Origin of the sequence: Streptomyces sp. R28 (genome assembly GCF_041052385.1) — a bacterium.
In the GTDB taxonomy this organism is placed as follows: Bacteria; Actinomycetota; Actinomycetes; order Streptomycetales; family Streptomycetaceae; genus Streptomyces.
In genome coordinates, this window is sequence record NZ_CP163439.1 from 8991521 (window position 1) to 9006144 (window position 14624).

The window sequence follows — 14624 nt, forward strand, 5'->3', positions numbered from 1 at the left end:
AAGCCAGTGAAACAGCACACCGTGATCGACAGCCCGTACGGCCCGCTCACCCTCGTCGCCGAGGACGGCGTCCTGTGCGGTCTCTACATGTCCGACCAACGCCACCGCCCGCCCGAGGAGTCCTTCGGCGCCCGCGACGAGTCCCCCTTCGCCGAGGCCGAGGACCAGCTGGCGGCCTATTTCGCGGGCGAGTTGAAGGCATTCACCCTCGAACTGAGCCTGCGCGGAACGCCGTTCCAGTGCCGCGTCTGGGAGCGACTGCGGGAGATCCCGTACGGCGAGACCCGCTCCTACGGCCAACTCGCCGACTCCCTCGGCAACTCCGGTGCCTCCCGCGCGGTCGGCCTCGCCAACGGCAAGAACCCGGTCGGCATCATCGTCCCGTGCCACCGCGTCGTCGGTGCGAACGGTGGCCTCACCGGCTACGGCGGCGGCCTGGACCGCAAGCAGCGGCTGCTCGACTTCGAGAGCGCGGCGGCGTTGTTCTGAACCGGCGCCGGCTCAGCCGGCCGCCCGCTCCGCCGCACCGCGCTCCACGCAGAACTCGTTGCCCTCCGGATCGGCGAGGACCGCCCAGCCCCTGCCGTCCGGGTTGCGGCGGTCGTCGACCAGCGTGGCCCCGAGGGCGAGCACACGCTCGACCTCCTCGTCCCGGGTGCGGTCCTGCGGCTGGAGGTCCAGGTGCACCCGGTTCTTGACGGTCTTGGGCTCCGGGACGGTGACGAACAGCAGGCCCGCCCCCTCGATCAGCACCTCCTCGTCACCCGGCTTGTCGTCCTTGTGTACGGGCAGGTCCAGCACCTGGGACCAGAAGCCGGCGAGAGCGTAGGCGTCGGCGGAGTCGATCGTCATATGGCGGATCGCAGAAGTCATGGCACGGATTCTGATCCACGCGGCGATCCCCCGCACCAGCATTTCTACTGGGCGAGTTCGCGCAGCAGCTTCGGCAGCGCCGTGCCGATGGGTTCCCGTACGACGTCGTCGGCGCGGTCGTCGTACGGCGTCGGCTCGGCGTTGACGATGACGAGCCGGGCGCCGTGGTCGGCGGCGACGCCCGCGAGGCCGGCGGCGGGCTGGACCTGGAGGCTGGTCCCGACGGCGATGAACAGCTGGCAGGCCTTGGTGATCGCGACCGCCTCGCCGAGGACCACCGGATCGAGCCGTTCGCCGAACATCACCGTCGCGGACTTGAGGATGCCGCCGCACTCCAGGCACGGCGGGTCGTCCTCGCCGGCCTCGACGCGTGCGAGGGCGTCCTCCATCGGACCGCGCGCATGGCACTTCGTGCAGAGCACACTCCGGGCGCTGCCATGCAGTTCGAGCACCTTGCGGGCGGGCATCCCGGCGAGCTGGTGCAGCCCGTCCACGTTCTGCGTGATCACCCGCACCGGCACTCCGGAGCGCTCCAGCTCGGCCACCGCCCGGTGCGCCGCGTTGGGCTCGGCCTTGAGCGTCCGGTTCTTGCGCCGCATCTGCCACGAGCGCCGCCGGATCTCCGGATCGCCCATGTAGTACTCGTACGTCACGAGCTTCTCGGCCTCCGGATCTCGCCGCCACAGCCCGTTCGGCCCGCGGTAATCAGGGATCCCGGAATCCGTGGAGATGCCTGCGCCACTGAGGACGGCTACGAGGGGCCTGTTCATGGGCCGAGAGTAGGACGCTCGACCGCCCTGGGGCGAGCGAGTATCTCTCCACTCCGTTACCGGACTCGCCCCGGGGGATCACGCGCCTCTGCGGGACCTCGCGCGCCCGCACGGACGCCCTCCCGCGGACCCGGACTCACGCCCGGCCCGACGGCGCCGGCAACGAGATCCCGTGCACCACGGTGGCCGCCGGCGTGTCCCGAGCCGGCGGATGGTCGCGCCGGGATGATGGCGAAGTCATCGCTCACCTCCCAGGTGATCAGCCACGCCCCGTCCCCCCCCAGGTCTGCTGGGCGGCCGGGACGCGTGGCCAGATGCCGTAGCGCCGCCGTCCGGGGAACGACCTGCTCACCGCCTGACAGGGCCCGTCACGCTCGTGCACCTCCGGTACGGGAGAAGGCGATGGCGTCGTCGACGTCACGGGACGACGGCGATGCCGGGCTCCGCACAGGCCGTCAGGAGCCCGGCCGTCGTCACGCTTGCCGGCGTGGAAGTCGTCGTGCATGGCGGCGACGGGCGTGATCGCACGGGCCTCGGCGAGGTGCATCGCGGCGAGTGCTCCGAAGCGTTCGGCGACGGACTCGCCGTATTGCGGTTCCATCGTGGGGGGGGGACAGCCGTACGGCTCCGAAGCCGATGCGGTTCATCCGCAGGTTGCCGCCGAGCAGGGAGTCGAGCGGGAAGTTGTGAGGCGGGGCAATCAGGACTCGTCAGTCCGTGACGACGGCGTCGCGGTGAATCCACTCGGGGCTGTGGGCCGACTTGTACATGAAGTCGGCGACGTCCGCGCGGCTGATCGTCGGGTTGCCCTTCATAAGGAGGCGCTCGCCGACGAGGTAGCCGCCCTTGGCGGGGCCCTTGGTGAGCTTGGGCCTGATCCGCGGCTGATCAACACGGCGTGGCTGACGGAGCGGCTCTTGATCTCCCGGCCCATGGCCGGCCGCCACTTCGTGCCGCCGCCGACGGGGGCGAGCCACCGGCGCCACTGAGGACGGCGACGAAGGGCATGAGTGGCGTCGAGGGCTGATCCCGCCCCGCCCCGACGTGTCCCGCCCCCCGGGTCACCCCACCCGGTGACCGTTCTCCAGCTCCGCCGTCCCGCCGCCGTCCGCGAGGATGTCCAGGGCGGCCAGGACACGGCGACCCAGGGCGCCGGGCAGATGACCGGTGATCTCGTCGCGCGGAACCAGCCGCCAGGACAGCAGCTCCTCCTCCTGCAACCGGATCGCCTTGAAGTCGTCCTCGCCGAGGACCCCGCCGTCGTACAGGTACGCCACCAGCGGCGGCCGCCCCGTCCCGTGCACCCAGTCCACCGCGAGCAGCCGGCCCAGCTCGCGGTCGAGGCCGATCTCCTCGGCCGTCTCACGGCGCGCGCCCTGCCGTGGGGTCTCACCGTCGTCGGACTCGATCGTGCCGCCCGGAAGCGCCCAGCCCTCACGGTAGTTGGGCTCCACGAGCAGCACCCGGCCTTCCTCGTCACGGAAGAGGGCAGCGGCCCCGGCGAGGACGCGGGGGAGACCCGCGATGTACGTGGCGAAGTCTGGCGTGGTGGTCATTGAGGAAGGGTAACCAGCCTGCGCGACCGCACCTCGGCCTCACGCCCCGCGCAGGGAAGCGTCCCCCCGGCGCACCGTCGCCCGGACCTGCGCCTGCGCCTGCGCCAGCCGCACCGTCCGCTCCGCCAGCTCGCTGATCCGCACCCCGTCGAACCCGAACACCGCACTGCGCACCGTGTCCTCCAGCGGCTCGGTCCACTGGCCCGGAATCGCCTCCGCCCCGGTCAGCACACCCGCCACCGAACCGGCCGTCGCCCCGTTGGAGTCGGTGTCCAGGCCGCCGCGCACGGTGAGCGTGATGGTGCGGGTGAAGTCGCCGTCGCCGTACAGCAGCCCGGCGGTGAGCACGGCGGCGTTCGGGATGGTGTGGATCCAGCCGAGCCCGGCGGTCTCCTCGGCGACCGTGGTGAGCGTGTCCTCCCAGGTCATCCGGGTGTCATGGAGCGAGGTGACCCGGCGTACGGTGCGGGCGAGGCGGGTGCTCGCCGGGATGACGGCGAGTGCCTGGTCGATGGCCCCCCGGACCGTGGCCGCCGTGAACGCCGCCGCGATCAGCGCCGCCGCCCACATCGCCCCGTACACCCCGTTGCCGGTGTGCGACAGCACCGCGTCCCGGCGGGCGAGGGAGGCGGCGCGGGTCGGGTCGCCCGGGCAGGTCCAGCCGTAGATGTCGGCGCGGATGAGGGCGCCGATCCACTCCTGGTACGGGTTGTCGTACGTGGCCGTGAGCGGCGGTTTCAGACCGTTCGCGAGGTTGCGGTACGCGGCCCGCTCCGCCGTGAAGGTCTGCAGGTACGGCAGCCGCAGCAGCCACAGGTCGCCGACCTGCTCGGTGCTGAAGCCGAAGCCGTGGGTCTCGAGCAGGTCGAGACCGAGGATGGCGTAGTCGACGTCGTCGTCGCGGCAGCTGCCGTGGATCCGGCCGCGTACGCAGCTCCGCCACTCCGGGCGCAGCTCGAAGCCGTCGCTCTCGCTGATCGGTTCCGGGAGATAGTCGGTGAGGGGCAGGGCTGCGGCCTGCCGCAGATAGCGGTCGATACGGTCCCGCGTCCACAGGTCGCCCTGCTCGACCGGCTTGCCGAGCATGTTGCCCGCGATCCGGCCCAGCCAGCCCCCGAGGACGCGGTCGGCGAGCTCTGGCTCAGTGCCCACAGGGGTCATAGAACCGGTCTACCCAATTCCGGCGGTGGTCGCTCGGGGTTCGGCAGCTCGTACAGGGGTTTCCCAGGGCGCTCGTACGTTGTTCCCACCTCCTTCTCAGGGTCCGGGCAGCGCATGACGGCGGGGGTGTCCTCCGGTTAAGGTCGCAGCGGCGCGACTGGCCTTGCCGTGCGCGAGGCCCGGAGAGCAAGGGGAAAAACAGGTGACACAGCGCGTGCTCATCGCCGCGGACAAGTTCAAGGGGTCGCTCACGGCCGTGCAGGTCGCCGAGCGGGTGACGGCCGGTCTGCGCCGGGTCGTGCCGGACCTCGAGGTCGAGGCCATGCCCGTGGCCGACGGCGGCGACGGGACCGTGGACGCGGCGGTCGCGGCCGGCTTCGAGCGGCGCGAGGTACAGGTCGCGGGGCCCCTCGGGCACGAGGTCACGGCGGCGTTCGCGCTGCGCGGCGACACGGCGGTCGTGGAGATGGCGGAGGCGAGCGGTCTGCAACGGCTGCCCGCGGGTGCCTTCGCGCCGCTCACGGCGTCCACGTACGGCTCCGGCGAACTCCTGCGGGCGGCACTGGACGCCGGTGCCCGCACGATCGTGTTCGGCGTCGGCGGCAGCGCCACCACGGACGGCGGCGCCGGCATGCTGACCGCGCTGGGCGCGCGCTTCCTGGGTGCCGACGGAGAGCCGGTGGCGCCGGGCGGCGGGGGCCTGGCCGACCTGGCCACCGCCGATCTGTCGGGCCTGGATCCGAGACTGGCCTCGGTCGAGCTGGTGCTCGCCAGCGACGTCGACAACCCGCTGACCGGCCCGAAGGGCGCGCCGGCGGTGTACGGCCCGCAGAAGGGGGCCTCGCCGGACGACGTGCAGACGCTGGACGCCGCGCTCGCGCACTTCGCGAAGGTGCTGGAGGAGTCGGTCGGGCCCCAGGCCGCCGAGCACGCCGCCGCGCCCGGCGCCGGCGCCGCGGGCGGCATCGGCTACGGCGCCCTCCTCCTGGGCGCCCGCTTCCGCCCCGGCATCGAGGTCATGCTCGACGTGCTGGGCTTCGGCTCGGCACTGGAACGGGCCGATCTGGTCATCACCGGCGAGGGCTCCCTGGACGAGCAGACCCTGCACGGCAAGGCCCCGGCGGGCGTCGCTGCGGCGGCCCGCGCCCGCGGCATTGAGGTCGTCGCGGTCTGCGGCCGTTTGGCCCTCCCGCCAGCGGACCTGGGCAACGCGGGCATCCGCCGCGCGTACGCCTTGTCGGCGCTCGAACCGGACCCGGCGAAGTCCATGGCCCAGGCGGGTCCTCTCCTGGAACGCGTGGCGGAGTCGATCGTGCGGGACTTCCTGGCCTGACCGTGGGCGGGGCGCGGCCCCGGAGGCCGCGGTCCCGCACCCGGCCACGACCGGGACCGGCGCCGCCTGCGCACAACTCGGCCGGACCGCGTGGGGCTGTCGCTGACGCCCCTGGGACCGTCGTCTGGATCATGTGGATCATGCCGACGTCGCGGGCCCTGATGGGATCGTGCGGATGTTCCGCACCGGGGCGGCTTTGGCGGGACGTGCCCGAGCGGTGCGGGGCGTGGTCCACGCTCCGCACCCGTTTCCGCCGGGCAGACCATGGGACGTCGACCGCACGTCTCGGTGCGGACCGTGCGCAGGCATCTGCGGGGCGTGTACCGGAAGCTGGACGCCACGGACTGCCTCAGCGCCGTACCGCACGCGCAGCGGCTCGGCCTGCTCGACCCGGATGCGCAGGGCATCCGGGCCTCGACACGATCGAGACGATCGAGAGCGCACCGAACGAGAACACGCGGTCCAGGACATGGACGCGACGCTGCGCGAGCGACGCGCCGGGCGGTATTCGGGTCGTCCCTGGTCAGGAGGCGCAGGCGGCCGAGGAAACAGAGGCTTTCAAGCGCCGGCGAGTCAGTGTCCGGGGCGCGGATGCCCGGTGTGGGCAGATGCGGCATCTGCCCACACCGGGCATGGGATCAGCGTCCGTCGCCGGGCCGGTCGTCCGGACCGCACTTGTCCGGGGTCCCGTCGAAGTGCACGCAGGCGGTGACCTTCACGACGTAATTGCTGGTGGAGTCGTCGCTGAACGTGGTCTTCCCCGAGCCCTGGTTGTTCAGGAGGCGGAGGCCCTTGGTGTTCTTGCGGTCGAACTCGGAGTAGACGCCGTTGCCGTCCGCCTGCTGGTCGCGAACGGCGACATTCTTGTTGCCGTTCGACTGCAGGCTGTAGGCGTAAGCGATGTGGATGTTCGGGTTCGTGTGGTGGTTCAGCTGGGACGTGACGTCTTCGCCGGCGTCGGCGTAGGCCGGCGATGCCCCCGCAACAGCGCCGAGCATGACAACGGCCATCGCGGCCTTCTTGGCGCTCCTGGATATCTGCATGATTTCTCCCCTTTGACGCAGCAACTCAACAGCTGCGATTGGTGGTCATCACGATGAAGGCCCTCAGATATGACGCACCCATGGGAAGGGCCACGCGAGGCAGGTCACGCCCAGCGGCTTCCGTTGTAGAGCCCCCCATGGCAGCGAGAAGAAGGCCTTCCTCGCGACCAGTGCAAGATCATAAGCCAAAGCCGACGGCAGGCAAGCGCAATTCCGGCGGGGCTCGCATCATCGCTCGGCGCGCTTCGCTCAGGGCAGGGACAATCTCTATGAGATCTCAACTGCCATGCGATGTACGGAACTTGACGCCCTGGGTGCTCGGTCCGGCGAGCAACCTCTCTACTCGAAAGGCGGGTTGAAGGGCGGCACGCACACGCCTTTCCCGTCATGTGACGTGCATCATATGGAGACGATGCCCGGCGCTCGGCGTTCTCCTTGGCCGCTCGCATCGACCCCTCAATGGAATATGGGTTGAGGTATCTTCGGGAGGCAGACATTGCTGCCCATCCGTCAAGACGCTTCAGTGCGTGTCAGGACCATGGGAACCCGTCGAGATCCTTAGGTCCGATTTGTCTTTGTGGTGCAACGTGAACGTGCCGAGGGCGAGTTGGTCTCTTTCTTTTGCCCGGTGATCGCCTTGCCCTAATATCGGCACCAATCGCGAGGGGCTGACCTCTCTCGCGCAACGGGGGACGATTCACGGGGGCGCTTGTTCATGCTCACGGGAAGAGCCCGTCATCCGCGGGACAGGGGGGCCGCCTCTGCCCTGCAGCATCACCGCGACGTCGCACGGTGACGCGGCAACAGCTACCCGAGGGCACATCACGTGAGCAACTCCGACACCGGGCCCACGCCCGACCCCGTACTCCACATTCAGGATCTGAACTACTCGGTCCGGAACCGGAGCCTGTTCAAGGGCCTGCAGCTCAGTGTCAGCGCCGGCGAGTCAGTGGCGATCACAGGTCCGAGCGGCTCCGGCAAGAGCACGCTGCTCTCGTCGATCCTCGGTCTGATCAAGCCCCATGGCGGAAGCATCAGGGTAACCGGTGCGGAAGTGACGAAGCTGCGGGGTAAGCAGATCGCCAAGCTGCGCAGCGAAACAATCGGCACAGTCTTCCAGTTCGGGGAGTTGCTGCCCGAACTCAGCCCGCTGGACAACGTGGCGCTGGCGGCGCTGTTGTCGCGTTCTGACCGCGCCGGCGGATACCGCCAGGCACAGGAACTGCTGGACGAACTACGCGTTCCGCCGGCTGAGACGACGGAGGAACTCTCCGGAGGTGAGCACCAGCGCACAGCCGTGGCTCGTGCGCTGATCAACTCGCCCGAGCTGATTCTGGCCGATGAGCCCACTGGTTCCCTCGACCCTGACGCCACCGCTCGCATCGCGGAACTGCTCTTCGATCTCCCTCGGCGGCGCAGGTGTGGGTTGGTGCTGGTGACGCACGACGCCGAGGTTGCCGCACGCGCGGACCGGGTGCTGCGTCTTGAGGCCGGTTCGCTGGTTCCTGCCCGGGCGCGGGAGGCGGTGGAGGCGTGAGCGGGGCCAGACACGGCGGCTTGTCACTTCAGCTACTGCGCATAGGGCGCGACGCGGGTCGACGCTCGGAGGCGGCCGGAACCAGGGCCGCGGCCCTGGCGCTTTCGGCTTTCGCTGTCGCACTGTGCCTGGGCGTGCTGGCGATGGTCCACGCCTCCTATGTCGGCAAGGAGCTGCGGCGTGACGCCAGGACTCCGGTCGGGCTGACAGAGCAATCACAGGCAAACCCGGCCACGTTGTGGCTGGCCGGCTCGGACGCGCTGAAGGGGCAGCGGCTTTTCAGCGTGGTGTTCATCGCGCCGCGTACCTCGAATGCCCCACTTCCTCCAGGGGTGGATCGCTGGCCGGGGCCGGGTGAGGCCGTTCTGTCCCCCGGTCTCCTGAAAGCCGGCGCCGCGGAGGGAATCGCCGGCCGTTACGGAAAGCTCTCGGGCACGGTCGGGCAGGAGGGGTTGGACGACCCTGGAGAGTGGCTCGCCTACGTCCGGCCCGCCAAGGACATGAAAGCCGAGGCGCCGATCGAGACCGTGGTCGGTTTCGGGCCGCAGGCAGGCGTGCCGGCTGAAGGCTTGGCGCCAGGAATGGGGCGCGACAACGACAAGCCCGAGTGGATGTTCCAGGGCCTCGTCATCGGCCTGATGCTCGTACCAGGTCTCGTGCTCCTGTTCACCGCACTGCGTGCCGGGGCACATGGCCGTGACCGCAGAGCCGCCCTGGTCGATGCCCTGGGAGGACTGCGGCGCGACCGCGCCCTGATCGCCGTGGGCGAGGCGATGCGCCCGGTGACGTGGGGAGCCTTCGCGTCGATTCCGTTCTTCGCCGTGGCCGCGTTCGTTGACGTCCGGGTCCCGTTCGTCGGCTACGCGACGTCATCCGCCGACGTGCGTCAGCATGGCTGGCCGGTACTGCTGGCCCCCGTGGCCGTCATGGTTTCGGCGCTGGCCCTTGCCGTCATCAGCGATCAGCTGGCCAGCCGGGCCAAGGGGACCCGACCCGCCAACGCGGGCAGGTCACGCCGACAGCGGTACCTCGCGTTTCTCTGTGCGCCGGCGATCCTGCTCGCCAGCCGCGGTCCGGAACTCGCCGGCGACAACACGCAGTACCGGACATGGATCAGCTGGATCGGCCTTGCCCTCGTCATACTCACCCTGCCGGCCGGGGTGGCAGTCGTCGTGGCCAAGCTCGGGGGAAGCCTGGAGCGGACCGGGCGCCGGCGGGGATGGGCCGGTGCGCTGATCGCGGGCCGCCGCATCAGCAGCTACCCGGCGGCCACGGCCCGCCTGGTCACCGGTGTGACGGTTGCGCTGATCGTCTTCATGCAGGCCCTCGCCTGGCAGGCGATGTTCGGCACCTACGGCGCCAAGATGGAGGAGATCCTCAGCGCTGTCGACAGGAACGTGGCCGAGATCGGCCCCAGGGGGACGGTCTCCGCCAGGGAGGCCGCCGCCTATCTTGAGTCCATCCCCGACGGCAATGTGCCCGTCGTCCTCGCGCCTCCCCGCAGCGCCGATGATGGCCCCATCACGATCAGCGGGGGATGCGCCGCTCTGGAGAGCCTTCGGCTCCCGTGTTCGCCCACACCGGCCCGTGTCGATGTCGCACTCGATCGGCGCTTGCAGCAGCTGCTCCACTGGAACACGGAGGGCGGCACCTATCTGAAGGTGGTCCGAGCCGACCGCGCTGAGCTGGCCGAGCAAACCGTGCAGAGCACCAACACCCTGGCGGTGGTGAGGGCTGACGGCGGCGTCCCTGCCGTCGCGGCTCTCAAGGAAGCCTCCTACCGGGCCTATCCCCGCGGGGCCCAGGTCCGTTTCCCCGGGGAGGAGTGGCTGGCGGACGGCGTTCCGGACCAGGACCAGGGCCGGTGGATCCAGCTCTTCGGTGTGCTGGGGATGGGAATCCTCATGCTCGCCATCGGCCTCAGCGGCAAAGCCGAGTTCCTGCGCCAGGGCCGGGCACTGGCGCCGCTGACCGTGTTGACCGGCGGATACCGTGTCTTTCGCAGCAGCGCGGCCTGGGCGATCGTCGCGCCGCTCGCGCTCGCCGCACTGGCCGGGTGCGTCGTCGCTGCCTGGACCGCACGACCGGTCGCCCGGCCAGGAATGGCCTACTTCGTCCCCGAGGGCCTCATGGCGACCGCGGTCGCCGTGGTGCTCGCCGTGTCTGTCGTGATGGGGCTGTGGGCTGCCCGGATCGCCGGGCAACAGGCACGCAACTGGCGAGCCTAATGGCCACTGGGTCGTTCAGGTCCCCGGCACCGGTGCCGGGGCCGGGCCCGTCTGGCTGATGCCACTGCTGTGTGGGCCCTCGCCCCGGGCCTGTGGGGCTGTCCCGGCAGCACAGCGCGTGGCGGGACGAAGCCGCAGCCTGGCAGGTGGCCCGGCGGCCCGTCGCCGACATCCGGCGCATGCTGGGGGAGGACGATGGCGTGCACGGCCTCTACTGCCTGACCGGAAAGCGCGCGCGGCGACCCCGGCCTGGACGAAACCGGGCGCGGGACTTGGATCCGCTGGGAGACGGCCGTTACGCCCCCCGTGGCAGCCGCCCTGCCGATGATCCTGTTCACCCCGACTCAGTCCCGGCAAGTGCCCTGGGCCCCGCCGTCGCCCCGTGCCGGCCATCGGCGCTCTCGGGGCCCCTCTGGACCGGCCACGGGCAGGCCGACCGTCGTCGGCAGCCGGCGCTGTGCTCTTGCCGGCCGTGCCGCAGATCGGCACCGCACCGTGCCGCGATCGTTGGCCGGAGACGTACGACAGCTCAAGAAGGACGGCGACGCGGTTGTCATCATGCCGACGGCCCGCAGCGATACCGCGCTGGATTCCCCCGCCGCGTTCGCCGGTCCGGCAGGGCATCGAGGGTGCTGCCGGGGAAAACCCGAGGGGCCCGGACCGAATCGCGATTCGGTCCGGGCCCCTCGGGCGACGTACAAGCCGAGCTACGGGACCTGCGCCGCCCGTGCCTCGCGGCTCTCGCGCCTGTTGTCACGGAAGGTGTTCACCCGGCGCGCCGTGGCGAACAGCGGGATCGTCGCCGCCATCACGATCTGCAGCGCGCAGCCCGTCTGCAGCAGCACCTGGCCGCTCGGTGCGTCGAACGCCCACGCCGCCAGCATGCCCATGGCCGACACGATCCAGCAGAGCACCGCCACCGCGAGGACGCCCCGCGGCTTCGGGTACTCGACCCGGCTCACCATCAGCCACGCGGTACCCACGACCGCCAGCAGCGTCGCCTCGAACGGCAGCTCCAGCAGCACGATCGAGACGACCGTGAGTGCACCGAATGGCGAGGGCATGCCCTGGAACGTGCCGTCCTTCACGGTGACGCACGAGAAGCGGGCAAGCCGCAGCACCACCGCCAACAGCACAACGATCGCGCCCACCGCCGCGACCCGCTCATGCGCGTCCCTCGCGACCATGCCGTACACGAGCACGAAGTACGCGGGCGCCAGGCCGAAGCTGATCAGATCGGAGAGGTTGTCCAGCTCCGCACCCATCGGCGAGGACCGCAGCTTGCGGGCGACGAGGCCGTCGAACAGGTCGAAGACAGCCGCGCACAGCATCAGTATCACGGCCGTGGCCGCGCTGTTGCGGGCCATGCCCGAATTGTCGCCCGAGAGGTGCGGGATGAGGATGCCGGTGGTGGTGAAGTACACCGCCATGAAGCCGCACGTGGCGTTGCCGAGGGTGAGCGTGTCCGCTATCGACAGGCGCAGAGAGAGGGGCATCTCCTCTTCTTCGTCCAAGTCGTCGGCCTCGGGCACCCAGCCCGCCTGGGTATCAGGATCAATCACGGTCAATGCGAGTCACCCCAGCCACGGTCTTCTGGCCGACCTCGACCGCGACCTCCACGCCCTCGGGCAGGTAGATGTCGACGCGCGAGCCGAAGCGGATCAGCCCGATGCGGTCACCCTGCTCGACCTTCGTGCCCTGCGGGATGTACGGGACGATGCGGCGGGCCACCGCGCCGGCGATCTGGATCATCTCGATGTCGCCGAGTTCGGTGTCGAAATGCCAGACTACGCGCTCGTTGTTCTCGCTCTCCTTGTTGAACGCCGGAACGAACCCGCCGGGGATGTGCTCCACGGACGTGACCGTGCCGGAGAGCGGCGCGCGGTTCACGTGGACGTTGAGCGGGCTCATGAAGATCGCGACGCGGGTGCGGCCGTCCTTCCACGGCATGATGCTCTGCACCACACCGTCGGCGGGCGAGATGACCCGGCCCTGGGCGATCTCGCGCTCGGGGTCGCGGAAAAACCACAGCATGCCCGCTGCGAGAGCGGTGGCGGGCACGGCAACGGCCTTGGCGACGCCGGAGCGGCGTGCGCGCAGAAGGCTGACGGCTGCGGTGGCGACGGTCGGGAGAAGCCACGGCGATGCTCCGCGCGCGAGTCGTACGCCGGCCCGGCTGTCGCGTGGTGCAGAGGTTTGGCTGTGGGGCATGGATGACCTTCGTAGCGGATGATGCCGCGCGGTATCAGGGGACGGCGGCTTTCCCGGGATCGTACCGGTCGCGGGCCGCAACTGGGCAAGCCAGGAAGTCGAGTCGGCGGCTGAAGAGTGCTGACGGGGTGTGATCTTCTTCTCCAAGAAAACACCCCGTATGCGGACAATCAGCCTTGGAACCGATACTCTTCGAGCAACCTGCGACCGATGATCATTTTCTGGATCTCGGCGGTACCTTCACCGATAAGCAGCATCGGGGCCTCACGGTAGAGGCGCTCGATCTCGTACTCCTTGGAGAAGCCGTAGCCGCCGTGGATCCGGAAGGCATCCTCCACGACCTCCTTGCAGTACTCGGAGGCGAGGTACTTCGCCATCCCAGCCTCAAGGTCGTTTCGTTCCCCGGAGTCCTTTTTGCGTGCCGCGTTCACCATCATGGCATGCGCGGCCTCGACCTTGGTAGCCATCTCGGCCAGCTTGAACTGGATCGCCTGGTGCTGGGCGATCGGCTTGCCGAAGGTGTGCCGCTGCTGGGCGTACTGGACACCGAGCTCGAACGCACGCTGAGCGACCCCACAGCCACGCGCCGCCACATTGACGCGCCCGACCTCGACGCCGTCCATCATCTGGTAAAAACCTCGGCCCGTTACGCCACCGAGCACCCGATTGGCCGGAATTCGCAGGCCGTCCATGATGAGCTCGGTCGTGTCGACGCCCTTGTAACCCATCTTGTCGATCTTGCCCGGGATGGTGAGGCCGGGGCGGACCTCGCCGAAGCCGGGCTCCTTCTCGACCAGGAAGGTCGTCATCGACTTGTGGGGCGCGGTGCCCTCGGGGTGTCCTTCGTCACTTCGGACGAGAACGGCGACCAGACTTGACGTTCCGCCGTTCGTGAGCCACATCTTCTGGCCGTTCAGGACGTACTCCTCGCCGTCCTTCACCGCCTTCGACGTGATGGCCGACACATCGGAGCCCAGGGCCGGCTCGGACATCGAGAAGGCGCCGCGGATGTCACCGGCCGCCATGCGAGGCAGGAAGTGGTCCTTCTGCTCCTGCGTGCCGTGCTGCTTGAGCATGTACGCCACGATGAAGTGCGTGTTGATGATGCCGGAGACCGACATCCAGCCGCGGGCGATCTCCTCGACGCACAGGGCGTACGTCAGGAGCGACTCGCCCAGACCGCCGTACTCCTCGGGGATCATCAGGCCGAACAGGCCCAACTCCTTGAGGCCGTCGACGATCTGCTGCGGGTACTCGTCGCGGTGCTCCAGCTCGGTGGCGACCGGGATGATCTCCTTGTCCACGAAGTCGCGGACGGTGGAGAGGATCTCCTGCTGGATGTCGGTCAGACCGGCGGTCTGGGCGAGACGGGCCATGGCTTACTTCTCCGACTTCTTTTCCGCAGGTGCGGCGAGCTCCGGGCGGCCGGGCTGCTCGCCGCCGCGCTCCTTGATGTACGTCTCGGTGGGGACCATGACCTTGCGGCGGAACACGCAGACCAGCGTGCCGTCCTGCTTGTAGCCCTTGGTCTCGACGTAGACGATGCCGCGGTCGTTCTTGGACTTCGACGGCCACTTGTCGAGCACGGTCGTCTGGCCGTAGATCGTGTCGCCGTGGAAGGTCGGCGCCACGTGCTTGAGCGACTCGATCTCCAGGTTGGCGATCGCCTTGCCGGAGATGTCCGGCACGCTCATGCCGAGCAGCAGCGAGTAGATGTAGTTCCCGACGACGACGTTCTTGCCGAAGTCCGTCGTCTTCTCCGCATAGTTCGTGTCCATGTGGAGCGGGTGGTGGTTCATGGTGAGGAGACAGAACAGGTGGTCGTCGTACTCCGTGACCGTCTTGCCCGGCCAGTGCTTGTACGTCGCCCCGACCTCGAACTCCTCGTAGGTGCGTCCGAACTGCATCGCGC

At 69.5% G+C, this 14624-nt stretch carries 14 protein-coding genes and 1 pseudogene; 4 read left to right on the top strand and 11 right to left on the bottom strand.

Features of this window, described 5'->3' with window-relative positions:
* The first annotated feature begins 6 nt into the window (after window positions 1-6).
* On the top strand, window positions 7-489 hold the full coding sequence (locus tag AB5J49_RS39465; protein ID WP_369173693.1) for a methylated-DNA--[protein]-cysteine S-methyltransferase: 483 nt from the start codon (window positions 7-9) through the stop codon (window positions 487-489).
* 12 nt (window positions 490-501) lie between these two features.
* Here AB5J49_RS39465 and AB5J49_RS39470 read toward each other — a convergent pair whose 3' ends face one another.
* The 6 genes and pseudogenes from AB5J49_RS39470 to AB5J49_RS39495 form a co-directional block, all read right to left on the bottom strand.
* Complete coding sequence (locus AB5J49_RS39470) at window positions 502-873, bottom strand: VOC family protein (RefSeq protein ID WP_369173694.1); 372 nt, start codon at window positions 871-873, stop codon at window positions 502-504.
* A gap of 44 nt (window positions 874-917) precedes the next feature.
* Window positions 918-1643 (bottom strand): NAD-dependent deacetylase, encoded by a 726-nt coding sequence (locus AB5J49_RS39475; RefSeq protein WP_369173695.1) that lies wholly within the window; start codon window positions 1641-1643, stop codon window positions 918-920.
* Between the two features lie 259 nt (window positions 1644-1902).
* Window positions 1903-2244 carry a hypothetical protein gene (locus tag AB5J49_RS39480; RefSeq protein ID WP_369173696.1) on the bottom strand — a complete coding sequence of 114 codons (342 nt, stop codon included), beginning with the start codon at window positions 2242-2244 and terminating at the stop codon, window positions 1903-1905.
* 109 nt (window positions 2245-2353) lie between these two features.
* A pseudogene (locus AB5J49_RS39485) lies at window positions 2354-2509 on the bottom strand (NAD(P)-dependent oxidoreductase); the annotation flags it as partial.
* Between the two features lie 195 nt (window positions 2510-2704).
* The gene (locus AB5J49_RS39490; RefSeq protein WP_369173697.1) at window positions 2705-3199 is read right to left on the bottom strand and encodes an NUDIX domain-containing protein; all 495 of its coding nucleotides are present in this window, start codon (window positions 3197-3199) and stop codon (window positions 2705-2707) included.
* 39 nt (window positions 3200-3238) lie between these two features.
* Window positions 3239-4360, bottom strand: coding sequence for an ADP-ribosylglycohydrolase family protein (locus AB5J49_RS39495; RefSeq protein WP_369173698.1), 1122 nt, complete (start codon window positions 4358-4360; stop codon window positions 3239-3241).
* Window positions 4361-4574: 214 nt separating this feature from the next.
* Here AB5J49_RS39495 and AB5J49_RS39500 point away from each other — a divergent pair, with 214 nt between their 5' ends.
* A complete protein-coding gene (locus AB5J49_RS39500) occupies window positions 4575-5693 on the top strand; it encodes a glycerate kinase (RefSeq protein WP_369175408.1) in 1119 nt (372 codons plus the stop codon).
* A 638-nt stretch (window positions 5694-6331) separates the two neighbouring features.
* Here AB5J49_RS39500 and AB5J49_RS39505 read toward each other — a convergent pair.
* Window positions 6332-6736, bottom strand: a complete 405-nt coding sequence (locus AB5J49_RS39505) for a hypothetical protein (protein ID WP_369173699.1) — start codon at window positions 6734-6736, stop codon at window positions 6332-6334.
* 826 nt (window positions 6737-7562) lie between these two features.
* On the opposite strand from AB5J49_RS39505, the gene AB5J49_RS39510 reads away from it, so the two are divergent.
* Window positions 7563-8273, top strand: coding sequence for an ABC transporter ATP-binding protein (locus tag AB5J49_RS39510; RefSeq protein WP_369173700.1), 711 nt, complete (start codon window positions 7563-7565; stop codon window positions 8271-8273).
* Window positions 8274-8407: 134 nt separating this feature from the next.
* Window positions 8408-10501, top strand: a complete 2094-nt coding sequence (locus AB5J49_RS39515) for an ABC transporter permease (RefSeq protein ID WP_369173701.1) — start codon at window positions 8408-8410, stop codon at window positions 10499-10501.
* Window positions 10502-11208: 707 nt separating this feature from the next.
* On the opposite strand, the gene pssA is transcribed toward AB5J49_RS39515, so the two are convergent.
* From pssA to AB5J49_RS39535, 4 genes are all read right to left on the bottom strand, one after another.
* Complete coding sequence (pssA, locus tag AB5J49_RS39520) at window positions 11209-12069, bottom strand: CDP-diacylglycerol--serine O-phosphatidyltransferase (protein ID WP_369173702.1); 861 nt, start codon at window positions 12067-12069, stop codon at window positions 11209-11211.
* On the bottom strand, window positions 12056-12712 hold the full coding sequence (locus AB5J49_RS39525; RefSeq protein ID WP_274249870.1) for a phosphatidylserine decarboxylase: 657 nt from the start codon (window positions 12710-12712) through the stop codon (window positions 12056-12058). Before AB5J49_RS39525 ends, pssA begins: the two co-directional genes overlap by 14 nt.
* Before the next feature lie 170 nt (window positions 12713-12882).
* Window positions 12883-14088 (bottom strand): acyl-CoA dehydrogenase family protein, encoded by a 1206-nt coding sequence (locus AB5J49_RS39530; protein WP_369173703.1) that lies wholly within the window; start codon window positions 14086-14088, stop codon window positions 12883-12885.
* 3 nt (window positions 14089-14091) lie between these two features.
* Window positions 14092-14619, bottom strand: a complete 528-nt coding sequence (locus tag AB5J49_RS39535; RefSeq protein ID WP_369173704.1) for a MaoC family dehydratase — start codon at window positions 14617-14619, stop codon at window positions 14092-14094.
* Window positions 14620-14624 lie beyond the last annotated feature (5 nt).